The sequence below is a fragment of the Cupriavidus sp. SK-4 genome (genome assembly GCF_000611125.1).
Lineage (GTDB): Bacteria > Pseudomonadota > Gammaproteobacteria > Burkholderiales > Burkholderiaceae > Cupriavidus > Cupriavidus necator.
The window spans coordinates 1-23,027 of record NZ_JFJW01000013.1 but is presented as its reverse complement, the minus strand read 5'-3'; the positions used below and the strand labels follow the sequence as shown (position 1 = coordinate 23,027).

The following is a 23,027-nucleotide window of genomic DNA, read 5'->3' as shown; positions in this document are numbered from 1 at the left end:
CAGTCGCCGTGTGCAGGTCTCCTGGCGCGCGCAATCGACAACCTATGGATCAGGAGCAATCATGAAGACCCTGTTTCTCGTCCGGCATGCCAAGTCAAGCAAAGACGATCCCTCCTTGCCCGACCGTGAGCGCCCCCTGAATGACCGGGGCCTGCAAGACGCCCCGGAAATGGGCAAGCGCCTGGCCGAGCGCAAGCTGAAGCCCGACCTGCTCCTGTCGAGTCCGGCCCTGCGTGCGCTGACGACAGCGCAACTGATCGCCGACGAGCTCGGCTATGCACGCAAGGACATCGCGCTCGATGACCAGCTGTACGCCACCAGCGCGGAGGAACTGCTGGCCGTCGTTCGTGCGCTCGACAAGAAGCTCGATTGCGTGATGCTGTTCGGTCACAACCCCGAGTTCACTGACTTCGCGCATCGCTTGTCGGACGAGATTACCGACATGCCGACCTGCGCCGTCGCCAGGTTCAGCTTCGACACGGAGGCGTGGGGGCATGTCGGCGAAATCACCCCCTCGAAAGTCACGCTGGAATCGCCGAAGAAATAATCCGATGCCGGCCGCCGTCGGCGTGACAGTGATATATCCGGCTTGACCATACGGGGCGAAGCGATAAGAATTTGTGATCGCAGGCGAAAGCCTGCCCTCACGTTTCTCTACGCTTGGTCCCACCCATGATCCCACCCGTCAGCACCCTCCACGGCCGCCTGAAGATGCAGCACCTGCGCCTGCTGCTGGCGGTGGAGGAGCGCGGTTCGCTGCGCCAGGCCGCCGAGGCACTGACGCTGACGCAGCCCGCGGTCAGCAAGATGCTGCAGGACATGGAAGACCTGCTCGGCGTGCCGCTGTTCGAGCGCCATGCGCGCGGGCTGCGGGCCACGCGCTTCGGGCTGGCGGCCACGCGCTATGCCCGGCTGGTGTTTGCCGACATGGGCGGGCTGCGCGATGAACTGGTGGCGCTGGAGTCCGGCAAGATCGGACGCGTGCGGGTCGGGGCGGTGATGGCGCCCACGCCGGGGCTGCTTGCCGACGTGATCCGGCAGCTCAATCGCGATCATCCGCGGCTGGAGGTGGCGGTGCACGTGGAGACCAGCGATGTGCTGATGCCGCAGCTTGAACGCGACCAGCTCGATATCGTGCTGGGGCGCGTGCCGGATGGCTGGGACAGCAGTGGGCTGGAATTCGAGCAGCTGGGCGACGAGGGCCTGGCCATCGTGGTCGGGCCGCAGCACCCGCTGGCGCGGCGCCGCAAGCTGTCGTTCGAGGAACTGACGGGCTACCCGTGGATCATGCAGCCGCGCCCCAGCCCGATGCGCGCGCTGATCGACCGCTCGTTCGAGGATGCCGGCGTGCCGGCGCCGCCGTCGACCATCGAGACGGCGGCGGTGCTGATGACCACATCGTTGCTGGCGGACAGCGAACTGATCGCGGTGCTGCCGGAGTCGGTCGCCGCCTACTATGGCCGGCTCGGCGCGCTGGCGGTATTGCCGCTGCCCCTGCCGCGCAAGCTGGGGCCCTATGGCATCGTCACGCGGCGGGGCCGCCCGCCGACGGCATCGATGAGCCTGCTGATCGATGCGTTGCGGGCGTTGTCGAGGTGAGCCTCAGCCGGTCATGCCTTGGCGCTTGCCGTCGAGGCGCCAGGCGTGGCGTTGCGGGCTGTCCGGGCGCAGCGATGCGGGCAGCAGGCCGGGCGGCATGTCCTGGTAGCTGACCGGGCGCAGGAAGCGCGCGATGGCCAGGCTGCCGACCGAGGTGCTGCGGCCGTCGGACGTCGCCGGCCAGGGCCCGCCATGCACCATCGCATGCCCGACCTCCACGCCCGTGCCGAAGCCATTGACCAGGATGCGTCCCGCCAGGCGTTCCAGCGCTGGCAGGACGGTGCGGGCCGCATCGTGGTCGGCATCGTCGATATGGAGGGCGGCGGTCAGCTGGCCTTCCAGTGAGTCGATGACGCGCCGCATCTCGGTGAGATCGCGGCAGCGCACGACCAGCGAAGCGGCGCCGAAGACTTCGTGGCGCAGCGCTTCGTCGGCCAGGAAGGCACCGGCGTCGGTGGCGAACAGCGCGGCCTGTCCCTGCGCAGCCGATCCCGCCGCGCCGCGCGCAACGGTCTGCACTTGCGCATGGCTGGCGAGCGTATCGACGCCGGCGCAATAGGCACGATGGATGCCGGGTGTCAGCATGGTCGCAGCCGGCAGCACACCCAGCCGCGCAGCCGCGGCATGCAGGAAGCGATCCAGGTCATCCCCCGCAACCGCCAGCACCAGGCCGGGGTTGGTGCAGAACTGCCCCGCGCCCAGCGTCAGAGAATCAGCGAACGCCGTGCCGATGGCTTCGGCGCGATTGGCAAGTGCGTGCGGGAACAGCAGCACCGGGTTGATGCTGCTCATCTCGGCAAACACGGGGATCGGTTCTGGCCGTGCGGCCGCGATCGCCATCAGCGCCATGCCGCCGGCGCGTGAGCCGGTGAAGCCGACGGCCTTGATGCGCGGATCCGCCACCAGCCCTTGGCCGACCTCCAGCCCGGCATCGAACAGCAGCGAGAAGGTGCCTTCGGGCAGGTCCATGTCGTCAACGGCCTTGCGGATGGCGCGGCCGACCAGCTCCGATGTGCCGGGGTGCGCCGGATGTGCCTTGACGACGACCGGGCAGCCCGCGGCCAGGGCCGAGGTGGTATCGCCGCCGGCCACCGAGAATGCCAGCGGGAAGTTGCTGGCGCCGAATACCGCCACCGGCCCCAGCGGGATATGGCGCAGGCGCAGGTCGACGCGCAGCAGCGGCTTGCGTTCAGGTTGCGCGGGGTCGACGCGCAGTTCAAGGAAGTCGCCCTGGCGCAGCAGGCTTGCGAACATGCGCAACTGCCCCACGGTGCGGCCGCGCTCACCTTCGATGCGGGCGCGCGGCAGGCCGGATTCGCTGGTGCAGCGGTCGATCAGGGCATCGCCCAGCGCCAGGATGTTGACGGCGATGGCCTCGAGGAAATCGGCGCGCCGCTCGGGCGCGGTCTCGCGGTAGGCGTCGAATGCCTGCCACGCCAGCGCACAGGCCTGGTCGAGCTGCGCGGGCGTGGCGCCGCCGAATGCCGGTTCGAGGGTGGCGCCGGTGGCCGCGTCGATGGCGTGGATGGTGCCATTGCCGCCGCGTTCCGCGCGGCGGCCGATCAGGAGTTCGCCTGAGAGAGTCATGCCTTGTCCTTTCGATGAGATCAGCGGGCCCAGCGCAGCACCAGCGGATCGAGCCGGCGCGCAATTTTCAGCAGCCCTTCGCGGGTGGCCGGGTGCATCGGCTGCAGCGGATGGCGCACCGCGTCCGACGCGATCACGCCGCCTGCCTGCATCAGCACCTTGCTGGTGGCCAGCCAGCCTTGCCGGTTCTCGTAGTTGATCAGCGGCAGCCATTGCTGGTAGCGCTGCGCGGCCAGTTCGGCGTCGCCGGCCTGCCAGGCATCGAGGATCTGGCGGATGCCGTCGGGGAAGCCCGCGCCGGTCATGGCGCCGGTGGCGCCCGCTTCCAGGTCGGCCATCAGCGTGATGGCCTCTTCGCCGTCCCAGGGGCCGACGATGGCGTCGCCACCCAGTTCGATCAGCTCGCGCAGCTTGGCAGCGGCCTGCGGCACTTCGATCTTGAAGTAGGACACATTGCCGATCTCGCGCGCCATGCGCGCTAGGAACGGCGCGCTCAGCGTGGTGCCGCTGACCGGCGCGTCCTGGATCATGATGGGAATGTCGATGGCATCCGAGACCGTGGCGAAGAACTCGTAAATGCTGCGCTCGGGCACGCGGATGGTGGCGCCGTGGTAGGGCGGCATCACCATCACCATGGCCGCGCCCGCGTCCTGCGCCGCGCGGCTGCGCTCGGCGCACAGGCGCGAGCTGAAATGCGTGGTGGTGACGATCACCGGCACGCGACCGTCCACGTGTTCCAGCACGGTCTTCATCAGCACGTTGCGCTCGTCGTCGCTCAGCACGAACTGCTCGGAGAAGTTGGCCAGGATGCAGATGCCGTGCGAACCCGCGTCGATCATGAAGTCGATGCAGCGGCGCTGGCCGTCGAGGTCAAGGCCGCCCTGCGCGTCGAAGATGGTGGGCGCTACCGGGAATACGCCGCGGTAGACGGTGGGGGATGGGGTGCGGGTCATGGTCTCCTCCGGCTGCTTATGAATTGGATCGGGCCAATATACGAGCCGACCCGCGGGCTGTATATTGAAACCTTTCCATCTTGTGATCGCTTTTGCGACTCACAGCGTCTGGTCATGAAATCCACCCTCGACACCCTGACTGGCCGGCTGCGCATGAAGCAGCTGCAACTGCTGATCGCGCTGGACGAGCACCCTTCGCTGCACCAGGCCGCCGCGGCGATGGCGATGACCCAGTCGGCGGCCAGCAAGTCGCTGCAGGAACTGGAGGGCATGCTGGAAGCGCCGCTGTTCGAGCGCTCCAAGCGCGGCATGCGTCCCAATGCCTTTGGCCATTGCGTGATCCGGCACGCACGCCAGCTGGTGGCCGACCTGGGCGCCATGTGCGAGGAGGTGGCGGGCATCCGCGCGGGCAGCGGCGGGCGCGTGGCCATCGGCGTGATCATGGGCGCGGTGCCGGAGGTGCTGGTGCCGGCGCTGGCGCAGTTGCGCCAGGCGCAGCCGGAGCTGGCGCTGGAGATCATCGAGGACACCAGCCTGCGCCTGCTGGGGCTGCTCGACGACGGCCACCTCGACCTGGTGATCGGCCGCTCGCTGGTCAGCGATGAACCGGCGCGGTACCACTACCACCCGCTTGGCGATGAGCAGGTGGCGGTGGTGGCGGGTCATGCGCATCCGGCGCCGCGCGCGCGGGCGATGGGGTTTGCCGACCTCGCGGGTTATCGCTGGATCACCTATGCCGGCCATATGCCGATGCATGCGCTGCTGCAGCGCGAGCTGGACCTGGCCGGCATGAGCTTTCCCGCCAATGCGATCTCGACCTCGTCGGCCCTGGTCACCGTCGCCATGCTGCAGGGCGACCCCGGGCTGGTGTCGCTGCTGCCGACCGGCGTGGCGGCGATGTTCGTGCGCCAGAAGATGCTGCGCATCCTGCCCGTGCGGCTGCAGTCGCGGCAGCAGACTTTTGGCATCGTGACTCGGCGCGGCGGCGCCTTGTCCGCCGCGGCGCGGCAGTTGGTCGCGATCCTGAAGGCATTGCCGCGCACTGCGCAGCACGCGGTTGCCGAGGTATAACGCCAGGTGATCGCCAGTTCAAAAAACATCAGTAGTGGCGAATCACTGATGCTCCTATAGTCTGCCCATCCGCGCCGCAGAGCCGGACAGCAAAACGACGGAGACAGCAATGAAGACATGGATCGCCGGCGCACTCGCCGGCCTGGCTACGGTGGCGGCAGTAACGGGCAATGCCTGGGCGCAGGACACACGGCCGGTGCGGCTGATGGTGGGCGCCGCGCCCGGCGGCGGCACCGACGTGATGGCGCGAATCGTCTCCGACAAGCTCGCCGCGCAGCTGAAGCAGCCCGTCGTGGTCGACAACCGCCCCGGCGCGTCCAACACCATTGCCGCTGACATCACCGCCAAGGCGGCGCCGGACGGCAACACGCTGCTGATGGGCGTGGTGACTTCGCAAGCGATCGCGCCGCACCTGCTCAAGCTGCAGTTCGATCCACTCAAGGACCTGGCGCCGGTGGCGCTGGTGTCGTCGGTGCCCAATGTGCTGGTGGTCAACAACCAGGTGCAGGCGCGCGACGTCAAGGCGCTGGTGGCGCAGATCCAGGCCAATCCGGACAAGTTCCGCTACAGCTCGTCCGGGGTCGGCAGCACCCAGCACCTGGCCGGCGCGTCCTTCGCGCGGCAGATCAAGGGCAAGCTGCTGCACGTGCCATACAAGAGCAGCAGCAGCGCGCTGGTGGACCTGATGGGCGGGCAGGTGGACATGAGCTTCGAGACCATGCCGTCAGTCATCAGCCATATCAAGGCCGGCAAGCTGCGCGCGCTGGCGGTCACCGCGGACCAGCGCTCGGCGCTGCTGCCCAACGTGCCCACCCTGGCTGAAGCGGGCGTGCCCGGCATCCAGATGAGTGCGTGGTACGGTGTCTATGCGCCGGCCGGCACGCCGCCCGCGACGCTGCAGAAGCTGGGCAGCGCGCTGGCCACGGTGATCAAGGACCCTGACACCGTGCGCCGGCTGGCCGATGTGGGCGCGGTGCCCGGCGCGCTGACCGCGGCGCAGTTCGATGCCTTCTCGCGTGCCGAATATGTGCGCTATGGCAAGCTGATCGCTGAGCTGGGCGTCAAGCTCGACCAATAACAACCCCGGAAGTCCAATGAATTCCCGTCCAAGAATCGCCATGGTGCTGGGCGACCCCGCCGGCATCGGCCCCGAACTGATCGCCAGGCTGCTGGCCGACCCCGCGACCGCCGCGCAGGCCGAGATCCTGCTGATTGCCGACCGCGACGAATGGCGCCACGGCATGCGGATCGCAGGCGTCGAGCTGGCGCTGGCCGAGACCGATGCGCCCGCGTTTGCCGATGATGGCAAGCCGCGCCTGTACCACTGGCAGTTGCCGGAGCGCCCGGCGTATGCGCGCGGCGAAGCCAGTGCCGAGGGCGGGCGCTACAGCCTGGGCACGCTAGCGCTGGCACTGCAGCTGGCGCAGGCGGGCCAGGCGGACGCGATCCTGTTCGGGCCGCTGAACAAGAGCTCGCTGCACGCCGCCGGCATGGCGCACAGCGACGAGCTGCACTGGTTTGCCGAGCAGCTTGGCTACCACGGCAACTTCTGCGAATTCAATGTTCTGGACGGGCTGTGGACCTCGCGCGTGACCTCGCACGTGGCGCTCAAGGACGTGCCGGCGATGATCACGCTGGAACGCGTGGGCGGTGCCATCGACCTGATCGACCACGCCCTGCGCCGCGCAGGCATGGCGCGCCCGCGCATCGCGGTGTGCGGCCTGAACCCGCACAACGGCGACAACGGCGCGTTCGGCCGCGAAGAGATCGACGTGATCGCCCCGGCCGTGGCCGCGGCGCGTGAGCGCGGCGTGGCGGCCGACGGTCCGTTCCCGGCCGACACCATCTTCCTGAAGGTGCAGGGCGGGCCGTCGCAGCGGCAGTTCGATGCCATCGTCACCATGTACCACGACCAGGGCCAGATCGGCATCAAGCTGATGGGCTTCTCGCGCGGCGTGACGGTGCAGGGCGGGCTGCCGGTGCCGATCACCACGCCCGCGCATGGCACCGCGTTCGACATCACGCAGCAGGGCCGCGCCGATCCGGGCGCCACGCTGCAGGCATTCCAGATTGCCTGCCGCATGGGTGCGCAACGGCGCGCCACAGCCTAGCCACCACCTTCACCACACCAATACCAGCAAGACCGCCCCCGGCGCGGCCGGGGAGCGTTCGCGCCAACGCATCGCCATCAGGAGCTGAACATGAAGATCACCAACGTCCGCGCCCGTGTCTTTGAATGGAAGGGCAAGACCGTGCCGCCGCAGGCGCATTTCTGCACCAACGCCACCGACATCCTGTTCGAACGCGGCGACGCCATGGGCTCGTTCCGCTTCCACGGCTGGCTGGTGGTGGAAGTGGAAACCGATACCGGCCTGGTCGGCATCGGCAACTGCGCGCTGGCGCCGCGCGTGGCCAAGGAGATCGTCGACCAGTACCTGGCACCGGTGGTGATCGGCCAGGACCCGTTCGACAACGAATACCTGTGGCAGAAGATGTACCGCCGCACCCATGCGTGGGGCCGCAAGGGCATCGGCATGGCGGCGATCTCGGCGGTCGATATCGCGCTGTGGGACTTGATGGGCAAGGCGGTCGGCAAGCCCGTGTTCAAGCTGCTGGGCGGGCGCACCAAGGAAAAGATCTGGTGCTACGCGTCCAAGCTCTACAACAATGACGACCGCGACGCTTTCCTGGCAGAAGCGCAGCGCTATCTCGACCAGGGCTTTACCGCGATGAAGATGCGCTTCGGCTACGGCCCCAAGGACGGCCCCGCCGGCATGCAGAAGAACATCGAGCAGGTGCGCCTGCTGCGCGAGCTGGTCGGCGACGGCGTCGACATCATGCTGGAGTGCTATATGGGCTGGACCCTGGAGTACGCGCGCCGCATGCTGCCGCGCCTCGCCGAGTTCAACCCGCGCTGGCTGGAAGAGCCAGTGATCGCCGACGATATCGAAGGCTATGCCGAGCTGAAGAAGGCGAGCCCGTTCCCGATCTCCGGCGGTGAACATGAATTCACCTCCTACGGCTTCAAGGACCTGCTTGAGCGCCGCGCTGTGGACGTGATCCAGTACGACACCAACCGCGTCGGCGGCATCACCGCGGCGCAGAAGATCAACGCCATGGCCGAGGCTTGGTCGGTGCCGGTGATCCCGCACGCCGGGCAGATGCACAACTACCACCTGACCATGGCATCAACCGCTTCGCCGATGGCCGAGTACTTCCCGGTGCACGACGTCGAAGTCGGCAACGAGCTGTTCTACTACATCTTCAAGGGCGATCCCGCACCCGACAACGGCTACCTGCAACTGGACGACAACCTGCCGGGGCTGGGGCTGGAGCTGAACGAGGAATATTTCAGCCAGTTCGACATCATCGGCTGACGGGCCAGTTGCCGGGTTCTGCCCGGCCGGGCAGCGCGCCATGTTTCACGACAATGCGCGCTGCCGCTTCAAGGCCGCCTTTTCTTCCACTCATAGTCCGGCGGCGGGTCGGCCGCGCCGGCCCTGCCCACGGCGTTGGGATTCTCCGAGCACAGCGTGACAAAGCTTACCGGCTCGCCCGCGTGCTGGCGCTGGCGCAGCGCCTCGGTAAAGTGCAGGGCTTCACGCATTGCATCGCTTGGGAACGACTGCGCGTGGGGACTGAGCCCGGCGCCGTCGGCTTCGGACCAGTAGACCATATACATAGGGCTTCCTCTTCGCTGTGCCGGGTCACGTGCCGGGTGCTGCATCCTGCGTTCCCAGCATGCCAATTGCAATCCTTGCCCCCGGATTTTGCAAGCCTGGCCATGCCGCAGGCACAATGGGCACTTCCCGATGCCTCGCCGGGTCTGTAGCGAGCCCGGCCTTCAGATTCGTGCCGCCTATCATGCCTGATCTTGCGCTGATCCCCGCCACTGCTGCCGATGCCGAACGGCTTGCCGCCATGCACGCCGCCAGCTGGCAGCACACCTATCCCGGCATCCTGCCAGCCGCCTACCTGCAGGAGCGGGCCTACCAGGAACGGCTGGCGGCCTGGCGCGCCCGCATGCTCGACGGCGCGGACGGCCCGGCGGAAGTCACGCTGGCCATGGTCGACGGCGAAACCGCCGGCTTTGCCTGCCTGCTGCCTGAAGCAGAGCCGCAGTTCGGCATCTATCTCGATAATCTCCACGTTCTTCCCGCCTTTCACGGCCATGGCCTGGGAAAGCGCTTGCTGGCCCATTGCGCGCAACGCGTGGCCGGGCACTGGCCCGGCCGGCCGCTGTTCCTCTATGTGCTGGAAGACAATACGCAGGCGCGCGAGTTCTACCGGCGGCTGGGCGGTGAGGAATCCGACGCGTTTGAAGACGATTTCCCCGGCCCTGGCCTCAGGGTCATGGTCCGTCGCGTGACCTGGCCGGACGTGGCAGCGCTGGTCAGGCGCCTTGGCTGACCAGTTGCGAGCCCGGCTAACGCCAACTGGAGACATCATCCATGCTTAAAACGTTCCCTCCCGTCCTGTCAGCGAAGCCGGCTGTGCGCCTGGCCGGCGCGGCCATCGCCTTGGCCGCCCTGACCGGCTGCGCCGGTGCTCCTCCGGCGCCCTCCGTTACCAGCAAGCCAGTCGAGGCGGCGGCCAAGGCAGCATCGGCCGGGCCGCACTGGCAACGGCTGCACCTGGGCACGGGCGCAGGCTATGACTTCCCGGTCTATGCCAGCCATCGTCTCGATGGCGACCTGTCGCGCATCCGCGAGGTGGTGTTCGTGCAGCACGGCCTGCAGCGCAACGGCGATGACTACTACGCCGCCGGTGCTGCACTGCTCAAGGCCAGCGGCCGCAATCCGGACGAGGTGCTGCTGGTCGCGCCCAACTTCCCCGGCACGCCTGACCACGGCAAGGGCTTCGACGGCATGCCGCAATGGTCGGTGCAGGGCTGGATGAGTGGCGAGAACGCGGTCAACGCGCCGTTCACGGTCAGTTCACTGCAGGTCCTCGATGACCTGATGGCCTTCGTCACCGACAAAGCGCGCTTGCCGCGGGTGGCCAGGGTGACCGTGGCCGGGCATTCGGGCGGCGCGCAGATCGTGCATCGCTATGCCGTGCTGAACAATGTCGACGAGCGCATCCGCGCGCGCGGCATCGACCTGCGCTATGTGGTGGCCAACCCCTCGTCCTACCTGTACTTCACGCCGGTGCGCCCGGCCGGCGCGGACGGCCGCTCGTTTGCGCCTTACGACAAGGCTGTGTGCCCGGATTACGACAAGTACCGCTATGGCATGCAGGACATCGTGCCCTACGCAAAGGGTGCCAATGGCCTGTCGCTGTACCAGCGCTACACCGGGCGTCAGGTGACCTACCTGGCCGGCACGGAAGACAACGACCCCAACCACCGCGTACTGGACAAGGCGTGTGGCGCTGAGGCCGAAGGTCCAACGCGCCTGCAGCGCGCCCGCGGCTACCTGCGCTATGAGCGCTACCTGGCCAGCCCCGGGCTGGTGATCCGCCACCAGGCCTATGAAGTGGTGGGCGTGGGCCACGATCAGGCGCGCATGTTCGGCTCGCAATGCGGCGCCAGGGCGGTGTTCGGCATGGCGGAAACGGACAACACGGACGGCGCGGCCTGCCGTGCGCCGCAGCTCTGATTCCGCCGGCCAAGAAAAAACCCGCGAATTTCGCGGGTTCAAGTCCCTGCCCGCAGGAACGGGCTCGGAGGAGACAACCACAGGGAAACGGTTACGTGCCCGGTCAGCCCAGGCTGTACTTGACGACCTGTTCTTCGACGCCGACAAAGCGCACCAGCTGGCGCAGCCCGCTGGCGTATTCCTTGATATGGTGCCCGTCCGGCGTATCGGGCAGGCGGTAGTAAATGGGCGCCTTGTCGCGCATGGGCGGCAGGATGCCGATCGGTAGCTCGCCGGCGTCGGCTTCCCAGGCCACGTCGCGCTCTTCGGCAAGCAGGATTCTTCCGGTCATGGACACACTCCAGGATAGCTGCAAGGTGCGGCCGGGGGCGGATATGCGCTCGCACTGATTTCAATGTATGGAATGTATTGCATCAAAAGCAGAAATGCCATTCAGCATTTTTTAATTCTGTCTGCCAGGAAATTTCGAAACTGACAAATTTGATGAATGTATGGCATTTGCTGGCGACGCCGATGACGGCATCGCTGAGGGTGCTGCGCAAGGCCGGCATTGCGATACCATAGCGCCAGCCCGGCGAAGTGCGGCTACCGGCGCGTTCCGGTTCCGGGTCTGCCGCATCCGCTTCCAACCATTTTCCATCGCCCCCCGACGGGCCACTGCCCAGACGCATGTCGACCCAGCACGCCTTGTTGATTTCCCTGATCGAAAAACCGTCGTCCGGTTATGACCTGGCGCGGCGCTTTGACCGTTCCATCGGCTATTTCTGGCATGCCACGCACCAGCAGATTTATCGCGAGCTGGGACGGATGGCTGACAGTGGCTGGATTGCCGCGGATGAAGTCGAGACGGCGGAAGGCGAGGCCGGTGGCGGCGACCGCAAGAACCGCAAGAAGGTCTACCGGGTGTTGCCGGCCGGTCGTGAAGAACTGGCACGCTGGGTGCTGACCCCCGGCGCCAGCCTGGACCAGCGCGAGGAAATCCTGGTCAAGCTGCGCGCCGATGCGGTGATCGGGCCGCTTGGCCTCGGTGACGAGATGCGGCGGCTGATCGCGCTGCACCGGGCCCGGCTGGAGACTTACCTGGCCATCGAGCGGCGCGATTTCTCGGCGCCGGACATGGACCGCGCGCAACAGTTGCGCTATGCGCTGCTGCAGCGCGGCATCCGCTTCGAGCAGGACTGGGTGGCCTGGGGCGAGGAACTGCTGCCGCTGCTGTAGCCGCGCCCGGCACGGGCGGCGGCTACGGCCTGCCAGGTTAACTGACCGGCTGCGTCAGGCCAGGTCGACGGCACGCGTGCCGGCCTGCCTGGCCTCGCCCAAGCCCAGCCGGCGGCGTGCCAGCGCATATTCCTCGGCAAAGCGGCGCACCAGCTCGCCCGCGGGCACCACGCGCTTGATTGCGCCCACGCCCTGGCCGGCGCCCCAGATGTCCTTCCACGCCTTGACGCTGGTGGAGCCGAAGTTCATCTTCGACGGATCGGATTCGGGCAGCGCGTTCGGGTCCAGGCCGGCGCGCTCGATGCTGCCGCGCAGGTAGTTGCCGTGCACGCCGGTGAACAGGTTGGAGTAGACAATGTCGTTGGCAGTGCTGTCGACGATCATCTGCTTGTAGCCGTCCTGCGCGTTGGCTTCCTGCGTGGCGATAAAGGCCGAGCCGATATAGGCCAGGTCGGCGCCGGCGGCCTGCGCGGCCAGGATGGCGTCGCCGCTGGAGATCGAGCCCGACAGCAGCAGCGGGCCGTCGAACCATTCGCGGATCTCGTGTAGCAGCGCGAACGGCGACAGCGTGCCGGCATGGCCGCCGGCACCGGCGGCAACCGCCACCAGTCCGTCCGCACCCTTCTCGATGGCCTTGCGCGCGAAGGTGTTGTTGATCACGTCGTGCAGCACGATGCCGCCGTACGAGTGCACCGCGTCGTTGACTTCCTTGCGCGCGCCCAGCGAGGTGATCACGATCGGCACCTTGTAGCGCACGCACAGCTCCAGGTCATGTTCAAGCCGGTCGTTGGACTTGTGCACGATCTGGTTGACGGCGAACGGCGCCGACGGGCGGTCCGGGTGCCTGGCGTCGTGTTCGGCCAGCTCGGTGGTGATGCGGTCCAGCCATTCTTCCAGCTTGGGTGCCGGGCGCGCATTCAGCGCGGGGAACGAGCCCACCACGCCGGCCTTGCACTGGGCGATGACCAGGTCGGGGTTGGAGATGATGAACAGCGGCGAGCAGACCACCGGCAGCGACAGCCGGTTCTGGAGTTGGGCGGGAAGGGCCATGGGTGAAGTCTCCTGGGTAATCCGGTAGAGCGAAAAAGCGGTGCTGCGAAACAGGGTTGCGTCAGGCTGCGCCGGTCAGCGTGTCCTTCTGGCTGGCCAGGCGCGCGCCCATGGCGGCGGCCAGCGCCTCCAGGCCCGAGCGCGGGCGCACCATGACTTCGAACTCGGCAATGCGGCCGGCGTCGTCGAAGCGGATCATGTCGATGCCCTTGAGCGCCTTGCCGTCCACGGCGGCGCTGAATTCCAGCACCACGCTGTGGCCGTCCTCGCTGACAAAGCTGCGGTGATAACGGAAGTCCTGGAACACCTGGTTCACCGTGGTCAGCACCAGCGCAATTGCGGCGCGGCCGGGATAGGGGGTGTGCGCAACCGGGGAGCGGAACACCACCTCATCGGCCACGATGGCGTCGAGTCCGGCCATCGAACCGTTGGCCAGCATCTGGTGCCAGGCTTCAAGTGAGGCCTGTGCGGCGGGAATCAGGTTGGTGGTGGTCACGTCGGTCTCCTTGGCTGGCGTCAGTGCGCGGGCATCTCGTTTGACGGGGTCTGATTGCAGGGTTTTATGCAACCAGTTGCATAGTGAGTGGAAAGGTAGCATGCGCCGGGGCACCGTGCAAGCGATGTGGGGCCAATGGTGCCGGCACCCCGCCGCGCAGTGACGGGTTGTCTACAATAGGCGGGATCCCAACCCCCGCACGCCGGCCCCCGGCAGGAGAGTCAGTGACCACCAAGCCCTCCGCTGCCCATCCTGAACAGGCGGCCTTGTTCGATGCCGACCTGGCCGCCTGGCGTGACCATCCGGAGCGCGCGTTCGACGGCTGGCTGGCACGGCATGGCTTCCGGCACGGCACCAGCGTGGTGTACCGCGCCATGTGGGGCAAGCTGCTGCGCTGGTCGGCCGAACGCGGGCTGCCGCCGCTGAGCTGGTCGGCGGAGCAGATCGGTGAGTTCCTGGACGCGCAGCAGCTGCACAAATCGCACCGCTATCGCTATACGCGGCTGATCGAGCGGGTGTTCCATCATCTGGCGCGGCTGCGCGAGGGCATGCACAACCCGGCCAGCCAGGCAGTGCGCGCCCACCTGGCCGACGGCGAGAACGATCCCACCGCGTTCCTGCTGCCGGGCGAGCGCGACCTGCTGGTGGCGCGGATACTCGGCCCTGCCGGCATGGCGGCCGGCGACACGCACACCGCGGCATCGCCCACCCAATGGAAGCGCGCCCGCGATGCGGCCCTGCTGGCGGTGCTGCTCGGCGGCGGCCTGAAGGTAGGCGAAGCCCGGGCGCTGCGGGTCGATGCCGTCGAAGCTGGCGCCCCCGGCCGGATGGCGCTGCGCATGGTCCGCGCGGACAACGGCCGGGCCTATACCGTGCCGCTGTTCAGCCTGGCCCATGCGCCGCTGCGGGCCTGGCTGGCATTGCGCGAAGCCTCCGGCACGCTTGGCGGCCTGGTGTTTCCCGCCATGCCGGCGGGGCGGCCGATGCACGCCGCCTCGGTTTACCGGCGCGTGGAGATCCTGCTGGACGAGGCCGGCGTGCTGGCCGGCCGCAGCGAACGCGCATCGCCGCAGACGCTGCGCAATACCTGCGCCGCCATGCATTTCGAGGCCGGCACGGCGCCGGCCGAGGTGGCGCAATGCCTGGGCATGCGCGACCTGGAGTCCGGCTGGCGGCTGCGCGCCGCCTATGAAGCCTGGCAGGCGCGGGCAGGGCTGGTGGCGGAAGCGCCGGGAAGCCGGGTCTAGCCCCGCGCGCCGGGCCGGCTGCCCTGGGCGCATCGGCAGATCGTGGATAATAAGCAGCTTCGCCGGCCTACGCGGCGGAAAGAGGTGCTTGCGCCACGTTTTGAATCCGCCAGGCCAAGGCCCGGCCCTGAATCGAATTCCGACACCTATTTTCCATGCCTGAAACCTTGCTCCTGACCGGTGCCACCGGCTATATCGCCTCGCATACCTGGGTCGCGCTGCTCAATGCCGGCTACCACGTGATCGGCCTGGATAATCTGTGCAACAGCAGCCCGGTGGTGCTGGAGCGGCTCGCCACCATTACCGGCAAGGCCCCGCATTTTGTGCAGGGCGACGTGCGCGACCGCGCCTTGCTAGACCGGCTCTTTGCCGAACACCGCATCAGCGGGGTGATTCATTTTGCCGCACTCAAGGCAGTGGGCGAATCCGTGAGCCAGCCGCTGGAGTATTACAGCAACAACCTGGGTGGGCTGCTGACGGTATGCGCGGCAATGGGCGCGGCCGGGGTGAAACAGCTGGTGTTCAGTTCTTCGGCCACGGTTTATGGCAATCCGCATGCGGTGCCGATCCTGGAGGATTTCCCGCTGTCGGCCACCAATCCGTATGGCCAGACCAAGCTGATGGGCGAGCAAATCCTGCGCGATCTGGAAAAATCGGATCCGGACTGGCGCATTGCCTACCTGCGTTATTTCAATCCGGTCGGCGCGCATGAAAGCGGGCTGATCGGCGAGGATCCGCGCGGCATTCCGAACAACCTGATGCCGTATGTGGCGCAGGTGGCCGGCGGGCGCCGTGAAAAGCTGATGGTATTCGGCGGCGACTACCCGACGCCGGACGGCACCGGCGTGCGCGACTATATCCACGTCTGCGACCTGGCGGACGGCCACCTGGCGGCGCTGGGTTACCTGCGCGCGCAGGGCAAGAGCATGACCGTGAACCTGGGCACGGGCCGCGGCTACAGCGTGCTGGAAGTGGTGCAGGCCTACCAGCGTGCAAGCGGCAAGCCGGTGCCGCATGACATCGTGGCGCGGCGCCCGGGCGACATCGCCTCGTGCTACGCCGATCCCGCGCTGGCCAACCAGCTGCTGGGCTGGCGCGCGCGCCATGACATCGACCGCATGTGCCAGGACTCATGGCGCTGGCAGTCGATGAATCCGCAGGGGTTTGACGCCTGACGGCCGGGCAGGTGGTGCCGCGGTGTCGTGCAGGCGCCGCGGAAGGCCAGCAAACAAAAACGCCACGGATGAATTCCGTGGCGTTTTGCCATCTGCCGGATCGCGTGTTTCAGCGGATCAGGAAGTCTTCAACTGCCTTGCCCTGGGCCAGGGCCTGGGTCAGCCAGCCCGGGCGCTTGCCGCGGCCGGTCCAGGTATTGCCGGCGCTGTCGCGATAGCGTACCGGCACCTTGCGGTTGAGCGCCTTCTTGCCGGCCGGCACCTTTGCGCCAAAACCCAGGTCTTCCGCGGTCAGGCCATATTGCTCGATTTTCTCGCGAATATCCGCGATCACCGTGGCTTGTTCGCGTGCCTTGATTTCCTCGGCCTGCTTCTGCAGTTCACTGATTTTCTGAACGATTTCCTGATACGTCGCCATTGGGTCCTCGGTTTCCGGTGGAGTGGAATGCGGTGGGTGTGTGCGGGGGGTGAAAATGCTGAAAACAATTATAACGGGGTCGCCGCCCGCTGCAAATCCTGCCGTACTAATCGGATGCTGTTTTTACGAAAATTCTTGGTGCCGATAATTGTGTGAACTTTCGGTGTCATGGTCTGTCACCGGCATTTCCATCGTCGTTGGTGTTGCCCGGCTGCAGTTCCGGCCGCAGTTCCGGCCGCAGTTCCGGCTTCAGGCCCGCAAATGGTGCGGCCGTGTGCAAACCGGCCCGGCGGCAGCCAGCCGCCGCCAAAATCAAATCGCCATAATCGGCCGCGGCATTTCGCCAAGATGTTTGCGGCGATAGCGCGGCAGCCCACGTGGCGTATATCCGACACGCCGGTTAGCGCCGATTAATTGCGCCCGCCACCGGCGCGGCGGCTCAAGTACGAGAAGGCGGCGCCGTTATCCGGGCAGGGCGGATCATCTGGGCGTCGATCCTGCCGGAACGGGGCCAGGGGTGTGCCCCGCGGGTTGCCACAGTCTTCTTTCATCATGTCCTTGCACAACAATATCCAGATCAAGACCCTGCTGCGGGGCGCCATGGGAATGCTGTCGCTGCTGCTGTTGCTGGTCGGCGGGGCCGGCCTGCACGGCATTTCACAAAGCAATGATGCCCTCAGGGAGACTTATGCCAACCAGCTCGGCTCCACCGTCGCACTCAGCGAGGCCATGCAGGCCACCACGCGCATGCGCCTGGCGCTGGACCGCAACGTGATGCAGGGCGAGCAGGACGATCCCAAGATTCACGTGGACCGCTCCAGGGTGTTCGTGGAGGCTTCGGAGGCTGCCTGGAAGCGCTATATGAACCTGCCGCAGAATCCTGAGGAAAAGGCGCTCGCCGCGGAACTGGGCAAGCAGCGCCAGGCGTTCATGGAGCAGGGCGTGCTGCCGCTGCAGGCGGCCTCGCTGGCGGGCAACCAGGAAGAGGCCCTGCGGCTGGCGAAGAAGGTGCTGCCTGACCTGCAGCGCAGCATGTCGAGCGTGCATGAGAAGCTGCAGAAATTCCAGATGGCTGCCGGGCAGGCCAACTTCGATGCTGCGCAGGCCAGCTTTGCGCGTATCCGCACGCTGTCGGTCGTGCTGATCGTGCTGGGCCTGGCGGTCGCCGTGCTGTGCACGGTCACGCTGAACCGCGCCATCGTCGCGCCGGTGCAAGAGGCGCTGGCTGTGTTCGAGCGCATCGCCCGCGGCGACCTGACCTCGCGCATCGCCAGCGTCTCGAAGAACGAGATCGGCCGCATGATGCAGGCGCTGGCCGCGATGCAGGCCAGCCTGTCGGGCATCGTTGCCGAAGTGCGCACCGGCGCCGATTCGATGGCGTCGGCCACGCAGCAGATTTCCACCGGCAACCTGGACCTGTCGCAGCGCACCGAGGAACAGGCCTCGTCGCTGGAGCAGACCGCCGCCAGCATGGAAGAGCTGACCACGGTGGTGCGACAGAATGCCGACAACGCGCGCCAGGCCGGCGTGCTGGCCAACGAGGCCTCGCAGATCGCGCTCAAGGGCGGCGATGTGGTGGGCCGCGTGGTCGACACCATGAACGAGATCAACGGCGCCTCGCGCAAGGTGGTCGAGATCATCAGCGTGATCGAGGGCATTGCCTTCCAGACCAATATCCTGGCGCTCAATGCGGCGGTGGAAGCCGCGCGTGCCGGCGAGCAGGGCCGCGGCTTTGCCGTGGTGGCGGGCGAGGTGCGCAGCCTGGCGCAGCGCTCGGCCTCGGCTGCCAAGGAGATCGAGGCGCTGATCGGCGAGTCGGGCCAGCGCGTGGAAAGCGGCACCCGGCTGGTGGCCGAAGCCGGCCAGACCATGGGCGAGATCGTCCAGGCCGTGCGCCGCGTGACGGACATCATGAACGAGATCGGCGCCGCGTCGCAGGAACAGACCAGCGGCATCGAGCAGGTCAACCAGGCGGTGACCCAGATGGACGAGGTCACGCAGCAGAATGCCGCGCTGGTGGAAGAGGCCGCCGCAGCAGCCGGTTCGCTGGAAGAACAGGCGCAGAAGCTCAAGAACGTGGTCTCGGTGTTCAACCTTGGCACGGGTACTGGAGTGGGGGCAGGCGCGGCCGCGACGGCTATCGCTGGCCGCACCGCACGCACCATGTCGGTGCGGCCGGTGGCAGCCACGGCGCGTTCGGCAACCGCGGCGCCGCGTGCCGTTGCTGCCCGTCCGGCCGCGGCGCTGCCGCCAAGCCGTCCGGCGCCGAGGCCCGCGCTGGCCGTTGCCGGGGCCGATGATGACTGGAGCGCGTTCTAAACCATTGTCCCCACCATTGCCTTGTTCACACGGCGACCGCAAGATGCCATGATGCGGACTTTGCCCCGCGTCCTGACCTTCTTCGCGCATTCTCTTCATCATCGCGCAGCCCAATGATTGCCCTGAGTTCCGTCCTGTTGCTGCTGGCTGCCCTGCTGGGCGTGGCCGCCGCCCTCGGCGTTCGTGCCGGGCGTGCGGACCAGTCAGCCGGTGGCCGCTCGCTGCGCACGCTGACCTGGTCGGCGGCACTGTTGTCGCAGCTGAGCGTAAGCCTGCCCGTGCTGGTGGTGATGCTGTCGGGCAGCGTGCCGGCGGCCAACGACACCGCGCAGATGGCGGCCAGCTTCGCCGCCGCCGCAGCAGCCACCGCGGCTGCCAAGCTGCTGGTGCAGTGGCTGCGCCAGGGCACGCGGCTGTGGCGTGGTGCGGCGCTCATGGCGGTTGTCGCCGGCGCCGGGCTGGTGGCCGCGGCCGGCACGCACCTGGGCCGCGCCTGCGGCGCGGGCTCGGTCTCGGCGCGCGCCTGCATCGATGCCGCCGGCCTGCCGCACCCCGCCTGGCTGGCGGGCGGGCTGACCGCCTTGTGTGCGCTGATGTTCGCCGTCCACCGCGCGCAGTCGCGTGGCTTGCTGCCGGCGCACCACGAAGCCGGCCTGGCCGATGAGCTGGCGGACGAGGCGCACGGCCTGCCGCGCGGGCACGAGCCCCGGCTGGCGCGGCGCGGCGCGCGTATTCCCGGCCGCCCCGGCCGTCTTACCGTGCGTGCCGCCGCGCGTGGGCAGGGCACGGTGGGCGAGTACAGCGTGGCAACGACGATGCCTGACCGCGTCGCCTTCGGCCGCTGGCTGGACCAGACGATCGCGCAGGCGCGGCTGGCCGAGACCGGCTGCGCCGTGTTGCTGATCCATATTGCCGATTACCGCGAAGTCGACGAGGTCTTCGAGATCCGCGCCGACGATATCCTGGCCCAGGACGCCGGCGCGCTGGCGCAGGCCGTGCTGGAGCCGCATGACTTCCTGGCCCGGCTGGCGCGCGACGAGTTTGCCGTGGGCGTGCCCGAGCTGGTCCATCATGGCCGCGCCCAGGAACTGGGCTCGCGCATGCTCGGCTCGCTGGCCGAGTTCATCGCCGCGCGCGGCTTGCAGATGCAGATCGGCGTGAACATCGGCATTGCCATCTATCCGCGCGATGCGCAGACCTCAGAGGCGCTGATGCAGGCCGCGCGCGTCAGCCTGGCCGAGGCCCGCCAGAGCGGCTCGAACCAGGTGCGCCTGTTCAACAGCGCCGCCGGCGAGCGCGCGCGCCGCACCCGCGTGATCCGGCGCGACCTGTGGCTGGCGATCCAGGACGACGCACTGTCGCTGCAGTTCCAGCCCAAGTACGATGCGCGCCGGCGCACGCTGGTGGGGGCCGAAGCGCTATGCCGCTGGCGCCATCCCGCGCTGGGACAGGTGAGCCCGGCCGAGTTCATCACCGTGGCCGAGCAGTCGGGCCAGATCGACAAGCTCGACGACTGGGTCCTGACCAGCGTCTGCCGCCAGGTGCGCCAGTGGCGCGACGCCGGCGTGCCCACCGTGCCGGTGGCGATCAATGTCTCGGGGCTGCGCTTTGCCAGCCGCAATTTCCCGCAATACCTGCTCGAGCAGATCCACCAGCACGACATCCCGCCCTCGGCGATCACGCTGGAGATCACCGAGACCGCGGCGATGAAGGACATCGGCAAGTCACTGGAAACGCTGGCTGAGCTGCAGTCGCTCGGCATCCAGGTGGCGCTGGACGATTTCGGCAGTGGCTATTCCAGCCTGGGCTACCTCAAGCGCCTGCGCGTGGGCACGCTCAAGATCGACCGCACGCTGATCGGCGGGCTTGACACCGATGCGCAGGGCCGCGCCATCGTCGGCTCAATGGTGGCGCTGGCGCACGAACTGCGCATGAAGGTGGTGGCCGAGGGCGTTGAGTCGGCATCGCAGCTGGATATCCTCAATGAGATGGGGTGCGACGAGGTGCAGGGTTACCTGCTGTCGCTGCCGCTGGATGCTGCTGGTTTTGCCGATGCCTTGCGCGTGCAGGGCGGCGGCGCCTGACGGCTAAAGTTTATTTGCAGCGCGGCCGATAACCGGTCTGGCAGGCTGCCCGCGTTTGCGGCGCAGCCCTGCGCCGGCCCGTCCGTCGCCGCTGCGTTGCCCATGCTGTCCAACTTCCTGGCGGATCAACCGAGTCCCGCAAACCGGAGGCCTCCATGTCATCGCCCAGCATCCTCGTCGTCGACGATTCCCCTTCGCTACGCCGCATGATCGGCGCCTGCCTGCGCGCAGGAGGGTTTGACGTGACCGAGGCGGCCGACGGCGACCAGGCGCATGCGCTCGCAGCCGGCGCCAGCTTCGGCATGCTGGTCACCGACCAGGTCATGCCCGGCATGGATGGCCTCACGCTGATCCGCAGCCTGCGCGCCACCGAGCGCTATGCGTGCATTCCCATCCTGATGCTGACCACCGAGCAGGACGGCAGCATCCGCGAGCAGGCCCGCGCCGCCGGCGCCTCGGGTTTCCTGCCCAAGCCATTCGATCCTGACCAGCTGATGCAGGCCGTGACGGCGCTGCTGTCCACCGCGCACCCTACCTCGGAAGGGTAAGGAAGGCCGGGGCGTCGCCCTTCAGTCCCCCGGATTGCTGCCGTAAACACTGGTGGGCGAAGTCATGCCCCGGTGCCAGCCAGCGGCCTTGGCCGCAGCAGCGCCAGCAAACCAGCATGAGCCAATTTTGGGGGCTAGACGATGAAGCACATCGACAAGGCGGACGGCGCGGGCGAGGAGTTCCTGGCCTTTACGCTGGGCCGGGAAGAATACGGCGTCGACATCCTGAAGGTCCAGGAGATCCGCGGCTACGAGTCGGTCACCCAGATTGCCAACGCACCGGACTACATCAAGGGCGTGATCAACCTGCGCGGCATCATCGTGCCGATCATCGACCTGCGCATCAAGTTCCGCCAGCAGAACGTCAGCTACGACCAGTACACGGTCGTCATCATCGTCGACCTCAACGACCGCACCACCGGCATCGTGGTCGATGGCGTGTCCGACGTGCTGACCCTCGCAGCCGAGCAGATCAAGCCTACGCCGCATTTCTCCGGCGAACTGGCGACCGACTACATCCGCGGGCTGGGCTCGGTCGAGCAACGCATGCTGATCCTGGTCGACATCGAGAAGCTGCTCAACACCGAAGAACTCGCCGCGCTCGAAGCGGTGGCGTGATCCCGCGGCAGCGCCAACGTTGTCCGGCCGGCGCCCCGCCTGCCGGACCGAACCCGCCCGGGGTGCAGCACATTGCCGCGCCCGGGCCTGCAGTACTGTCATAGATGCGAAACAACCAACCCGTTACGCAGCGCGAATACAAGCTCTCCCCATCGGACTACCTGATCTCGCGCACGGACCTCAAGGGCCGGATCACCTTTGCCAACCGCACCTTTATCGAGGCAAGCGGCTTTGCGGCCGAGGAGCTGCTCGGTGCAGCGCACAACCTGGTGCGCCATCCCGACATGCCGCCCGAAGCGTTTGCCGACCTGTGGCAGGACCTGCAGGCCGGCCGCACCTGGATGGGCGTGGTCAAGAACCGCCGCAAGAACGGCGACTTCTACTGGGTCAATGCGACCGTGACGCCCACGCGTGTCGATGGCAGCGTGGTCGGCTATACCTCGGTGCGCTCGATGGCGACGCGCGAGCAGGTGGAAGCCGCCGGCGCCGCCTACGCACGCTTCCGTGGCGGCCGTGCGGACGGGCTGGCGATCCGCCACGGCGCCGTGGTGCGCACCGGGCTGCGCGGCCTGGTGCAGGGCCTGCTGCGCCTGAACCTGAAGCGCCGCATCCTGTGGGCGCAGGCCGGCGGCATGGTGTGGTTCCTGGCCGCACTGGTTGCAGTGGAAGTCCTGGGCGGCGCAGGCGTGGCCGCGGTGCGGCCGTGGCTGTGGGGCGGCTTTGCGCTGGCGCTGGCGTCGTCGTTCGCGGCCGGCACCATGCTGCTGGCGCGCGTGCACCGTCCGGTGCGCCAAATGCTGGACTTTGCGCTGCGCATGGGCGCGGGTGACCTGACCACGCGCTTCGAGCACCGCAGCGCGGACGAGATCGGCGCACTGGCGCAGGCCATGCAGACCATGCAGCGCAGCCTGCAGTCGGTGGTGCACGAGATCCAGGAAGGCATGGCCAGCATCTCCACGGCAACGCGCCAGGTGGCCGCGGGCAACAACGACCTGTCGCAACGCACCGAACAACAGGCGGCGGCGCTGGAGCAGACGGCGTCGA

The 23,027-nt window shown here is 67.6% G+C and carries 24 protein-coding genes; 16 read left to right on the top strand and 8 right to left on the bottom strand.

Annotated elements, in window-relative coordinates:
- Nucleotides 1-61: 61 nt before the first annotated feature.
- Together CF68_RS02785 and CF68_RS02780 are read left to right on the top strand one after the other, a co-directional pair.
- A complete protein-coding gene (locus tag CF68_RS02785; RefSeq protein ID WP_035815876.1) occupies nucleotides 62-547 on the top strand; it encodes a histidine phosphatase family protein in 486 nt (161 codons plus the stop codon).
- A gap of 125 nt (nucleotides 548-672) precedes the next feature.
- Nucleotides 673-1,599, top strand: coding sequence for a LysR family transcriptional regulator (locus tag CF68_RS02780; protein WP_035815875.1), 927 nt, complete (start codon nucleotides 673-675; stop codon nucleotides 1,597-1,599).
- A 3-nt stretch (nucleotides 1,600-1,602) separates the two neighbouring features.
- Here the strand turns inward: CF68_RS02780 and CF68_RS02775 are convergent, their stop codons facing one another.
- Both CF68_RS02775 and CF68_RS02770 read right to left on the bottom strand, forming a co-directional pair.
- The gene (locus tag CF68_RS02775; protein ID WP_035815874.1) at nucleotides 1,603-3,186 is read right to left on the bottom strand and encodes an aldehyde dehydrogenase (NADP(+)); all 1,584 of its coding nucleotides are present in this window, start codon (nucleotides 3,184-3,186) and stop codon (nucleotides 1,603-1,605) included.
- 20 nt (nucleotides 3,187-3,206) lie between these two features.
- On the bottom strand, nucleotides 3,207-4,139 hold the full coding sequence (locus CF68_RS02770) for a dihydrodipicolinate synthase family protein (RefSeq protein ID WP_035815873.1): 933 nt from the start codon (nucleotides 4,137-4,139) through the stop codon (nucleotides 3,207-3,209).
- Between the two features lie 114 nt (nucleotides 4,140-4,253).
- Here CF68_RS02770 and CF68_RS02765 point away from each other — a divergent pair, with 114 nt between their 5' ends.
- The 4 genes from CF68_RS02765 (at nucleotide 4,254) to CF68_RS02750 (ending at nucleotide 8,587) form a co-directional block, all read left to right on the top strand.
- The gene (locus CF68_RS02765; RefSeq protein ID WP_035815871.1) at nucleotides 4,254-5,210 is read left to right on the top strand and encodes a LysR substrate-binding domain-containing protein; all 957 of its coding nucleotides are present in this window, start codon (nucleotides 4,254-4,256) and stop codon (nucleotides 5,208-5,210) included.
- A gap of 109 nt (nucleotides 5,211-5,319) precedes the next feature.
- The gene (locus tag CF68_RS02760) at nucleotides 5,320-6,288 is read left to right on the top strand and encodes a tripartite tricarboxylate transporter substrate binding protein (protein WP_035815870.1); all 969 of its coding nucleotides are present in this window, start codon (nucleotides 5,320-5,322) and stop codon (nucleotides 6,286-6,288) included.
- A 16-nt stretch (nucleotides 6,289-6,304) separates the two neighbouring features.
- Nucleotides 6,305-7,321 carry a 4-hydroxythreonine-4-phosphate dehydrogenase PdxA gene (locus tag CF68_RS02755; RefSeq protein ID WP_035815869.1) on the top strand — a complete coding sequence of 339 codons (1,017 nt, stop codon included), beginning with the start codon at nucleotides 6,305-6,307 and terminating at the stop codon, nucleotides 7,319-7,321.
- A gap of 90 nt (nucleotides 7,322-7,411) precedes the next feature.
- The gene (locus tag CF68_RS02750; RefSeq protein ID WP_035815868.1) at nucleotides 7,412-8,587 is read left to right on the top strand and encodes an L-rhamnonate dehydratase; all 1,176 of its coding nucleotides are present in this window, start codon (nucleotides 7,412-7,414) and stop codon (nucleotides 8,585-8,587) included.
- Nucleotides 8,588-8,655: 68 nt separating this feature from the next.
- Here the strand turns inward: CF68_RS02750 and CF68_RS02745 are convergent, their stop codons facing one another.
- Entirely contained in the window at nucleotides 8,656-8,892 is a 237-nt protein-coding gene (locus CF68_RS02745) for a hypothetical protein (RefSeq protein WP_035815866.1), read from the bottom strand.
- Nucleotides 8,893-9,074: 182 nt separating this feature from the next.
- On the opposite strand from CF68_RS02745, the gene CF68_RS02740 reads away from it, so the two are divergent.
- On the top strand, nucleotides 9,075-9,620 hold the full coding sequence (locus CF68_RS02740) for a GNAT family N-acetyltransferase (protein ID WP_035815864.1): 546 nt from the start codon (nucleotides 9,075-9,077) through the stop codon (nucleotides 9,618-9,620).
- A gap of 41 nt (nucleotides 9,621-9,661) precedes the next feature.
- A complete protein-coding gene (locus tag CF68_RS02735; RefSeq protein WP_035815863.1) occupies nucleotides 9,662-10,810 on the top strand; it encodes a hypothetical protein in 1,149 nt (382 codons plus the stop codon).
- A gap of 103 nt (nucleotides 10,811-10,913) precedes the next feature.
- Here the strand turns inward: CF68_RS02735 and CF68_RS02730 are convergent, their stop codons facing one another.
- Together CF68_RS02730 and CF68_RS02725 are read right to left on the bottom strand one after the other, a co-directional pair.
- Nucleotides 10,914-11,141, bottom strand: coding sequence for a hypothetical protein (locus CF68_RS02730; protein ID WP_035815862.1), 228 nt, complete (start codon nucleotides 11,139-11,141; stop codon nucleotides 10,914-10,916).
- A gap of 82 nt (nucleotides 11,142-11,223) precedes the next feature.
- Nucleotides 11,224-11,481: a hypothetical protein gene (locus CF68_RS02725; protein ID WP_152548442.1), complete on the bottom strand. Its 258-nt coding sequence runs from the start codon at nucleotides 11,479-11,481 to the stop codon at nucleotides 11,224-11,226.
- Between CF68_RS02725 and CF68_RS02720 the strand changes: the two genes are divergently transcribed.
- A complete protein-coding gene (locus CF68_RS02720) occupies nucleotides 11,480-12,028 on the top strand; it encodes a PadR family transcriptional regulator (RefSeq protein ID WP_035815859.1) in 549 nt (182 codons plus the stop codon). The genes CF68_RS02725 and CF68_RS02720 overlap by 2 nt on opposite strands.
- 54 nt (nucleotides 12,029-12,082) lie before the next feature.
- On the opposite strand, the gene CF68_RS02715 is transcribed toward CF68_RS02720, so the two are convergent.
- Both CF68_RS02715 and CF68_RS02710 read right to left on the bottom strand, forming a co-directional pair.
- The gene (locus tag CF68_RS02715) at nucleotides 12,083-13,078 is read right to left on the bottom strand and encodes a nitronate monooxygenase family protein (RefSeq protein ID WP_035815858.1); all 996 of its coding nucleotides are present in this window, start codon (nucleotides 13,076-13,078) and stop codon (nucleotides 12,083-12,085) included.
- Nucleotides 13,079-13,139: 61 nt separating this feature from the next.
- The gene (locus CF68_RS02710; protein ID WP_035815857.1) at nucleotides 13,140-13,574 is read right to left on the bottom strand and encodes a nuclear transport factor 2 family protein; all 435 of its coding nucleotides are present in this window, start codon (nucleotides 13,572-13,574) and stop codon (nucleotides 13,140-13,142) included.
- A 224-nt stretch (nucleotides 13,575-13,798) separates the two neighbouring features.
- Between CF68_RS02710 and CF68_RS02705 the strand changes: the two genes are divergently transcribed.
- Together CF68_RS02705 and galE are read left to right on the top strand one after the other, a co-directional pair.
- On the top strand, nucleotides 13,799-14,821 hold the full coding sequence (locus tag CF68_RS02705; protein WP_035815856.1) for a tyrosine-type recombinase/integrase: 1,023 nt from the start codon (nucleotides 13,799-13,801) through the stop codon (nucleotides 14,819-14,821).
- Between the two features lie 155 nt (nucleotides 14,822-14,976).
- Nucleotides 14,977-15,996: a UDP-glucose 4-epimerase GalE gene (galE, locus tag CF68_RS02700; protein WP_035815855.1), complete on the top strand. Its 1,020-nt coding sequence runs from the start codon at nucleotides 14,977-14,979 to the stop codon at nucleotides 15,994-15,996.
- A 109-nt stretch (nucleotides 15,997-16,105) separates the two neighbouring features.
- Here galE and CF68_RS02695 read toward each other — a convergent pair whose 3' ends face one another.
- The gene (locus CF68_RS02695; protein WP_035815853.1) at nucleotides 16,106-16,414 is read right to left on the bottom strand and encodes an H-NS family nucleoid-associated regulatory protein; all 309 of its coding nucleotides are present in this window, start codon (nucleotides 16,412-16,414) and stop codon (nucleotides 16,106-16,108) included.
- 552 nt (nucleotides 16,415-16,966) lie between these two features.
- On the opposite strand from CF68_RS02695, the gene CF68_RS02690 reads away from it, so the two are divergent.
- From CF68_RS02690 to CF68_RS02670, 5 genes are all read left to right on the top strand, one after another.
- Complete coding sequence (locus tag CF68_RS02690) at nucleotides 16,967-18,733, top strand: methyl-accepting chemotaxis protein (protein ID WP_035815851.1); 1,767 nt, start codon at nucleotides 16,967-16,969, stop codon at nucleotides 18,731-18,733.
- A 113-nt stretch (nucleotides 18,734-18,846) separates the two neighbouring features.
- On the top strand, nucleotides 18,847-20,817 hold the full coding sequence (locus CF68_RS02685; protein ID WP_035815850.1) for a bifunctional diguanylate cyclase/phosphodiesterase: 1,971 nt from the start codon (nucleotides 18,847-18,849) through the stop codon (nucleotides 20,815-20,817).
- Nucleotides 20,818-20,972: 155 nt separating this feature from the next.
- On the top strand, nucleotides 20,973-21,365 hold the full coding sequence (locus tag CF68_RS02680) for a response regulator (protein WP_035815849.1): 393 nt from the start codon (nucleotides 20,973-20,975) through the stop codon (nucleotides 21,363-21,365).
- A gap of 141 nt (nucleotides 21,366-21,506) precedes the next feature.
- A complete protein-coding gene (locus CF68_RS02675; protein WP_018311878.1) occupies nucleotides 21,507-21,983 on the top strand; it encodes a chemotaxis protein CheW in 477 nt (158 codons plus the stop codon).
- Between the two features lie 104 nt (nucleotides 21,984-22,087).
- On the top strand, nucleotides 22,088-23,027 hold a 940-nt coding region (locus CF68_RS02670), incomplete at its 3' end, for a methyl-accepting chemotaxis protein (protein ID WP_035815848.1).

Coding starts and splice junctions, on each gene's coding strand:
- CF68_RS02785 (WP_035815876.1), top strand. CDS start 62: ATGAAGACCCTGTTTCTCGTCCGGCATGCCAAGTCAAGCAAAGACGAT.
- CF68_RS02780 (WP_035815875.1), top strand. CDS start 673: ATGATCCCACCCGTCAGCACCCTCCACGGCCGCCTGAAGATGCAGCAC.
- CF68_RS02775 (WP_035815874.1), bottom strand. CDS start 3,186: ATGACTCTCTCAGGCGAACTCCTGATCGGCCGCCGCGCGGAACGCGGC.
- CF68_RS02770 (WP_035815873.1), bottom strand. CDS start 4,139: ATGACCCGCACCCCATCCCCCACCGTCTACCGCGGCGTATTCCCGGTA.
- CF68_RS02765 (WP_035815871.1), top strand. CDS start 4,254: ATGAAATCCACCCTCGACACCCTGACTGGCCGGCTGCGCATGAAGCAG.
- CF68_RS02760 (WP_035815870.1), top strand. CDS start 5,320: ATGAAGACATGGATCGCCGGCGCACTCGCCGGCCTGGCTACGGTGGCG.
- CF68_RS02755 (WP_035815869.1), top strand. CDS start 6,305: ATGAATTCCCGTCCAAGAATCGCCATGGTGCTGGGCGACCCCGCCGGC.
- CF68_RS02750 (WP_035815868.1), top strand. CDS start 7,412: ATGAAGATCACCAACGTCCGCGCCCGTGTCTTTGAATGGAAGGGCAAG.
- CF68_RS02745 (WP_035815866.1), bottom strand. CDS start 8,892: ATGTATATGGTCTACTGGTCCGAAGCCGACGGCGCCGGGCTCAGTCCC.
- CF68_RS02740 (WP_035815864.1), top strand. CDS start 9,075: ATGCCTGATCTTGCGCTGATCCCCGCCACTGCTGCCGATGCCGAACGG.
- CF68_RS02735 (WP_035815863.1), top strand. CDS start 9,662: ATGCTTAAAACGTTCCCTCCCGTCCTGTCAGCGAAGCCGGCTGTGCGC.
- CF68_RS02730 (WP_035815862.1), bottom strand. CDS start 11,141: ATGACCGGAAGAATCCTGCTTGCCGAAGAGCGCGACGTGGCCTGGGAA.
- CF68_RS02720 (WP_035815859.1), top strand. CDS start 11,480: ATGTCGACCCAGCACGCCTTGTTGATTTCCCTGATCGAAAAACCGTCG.
- CF68_RS02725 (WP_152548442.1), bottom strand. CDS start 11,481: ATGCGTCTGGGCAGTGGCCCGTCGGGGGGCGATGGAAAATGGTTGGAA.
- CF68_RS02715 (WP_035815858.1), bottom strand. CDS start 13,078: ATGGCCCTTCCCGCCCAACTCCAGAACCGGCTGTCGCTGCCGGTGGTC.
- galE (WP_035815855.1), top strand. CDS start 14,977: ATGCCTGAAACCTTGCTCCTGACCGGTGCCACCGGCTATATCGCCTCG.
- CF68_RS02695 (WP_035815853.1), bottom strand. CDS start 16,414: ATGGCGACGTATCAGGAAATCGTTCAGAAAATCAGTGAACTGCAGAAG.
- CF68_RS02690 (WP_035815851.1), top strand. CDS start 16,967: ATGTCCTTGCACAACAATATCCAGATCAAGACCCTGCTGCGGGGCGCC.
- CF68_RS02685 (WP_035815850.1), top strand. CDS start 18,847: ATGATTGCCCTGAGTTCCGTCCTGTTGCTGCTGGCTGCCCTGCTGGGC.
- CF68_RS02680 (WP_035815849.1), top strand. CDS start 20,973: ATGTCATCGCCCAGCATCCTCGTCGTCGACGATTCCCCTTCGCTACGC.
- CF68_RS02675 (WP_018311878.1), top strand. CDS start 21,507: ATGAAGCACATCGACAAGGCGGACGGCGCGGGCGAGGAGTTCCTGGCC.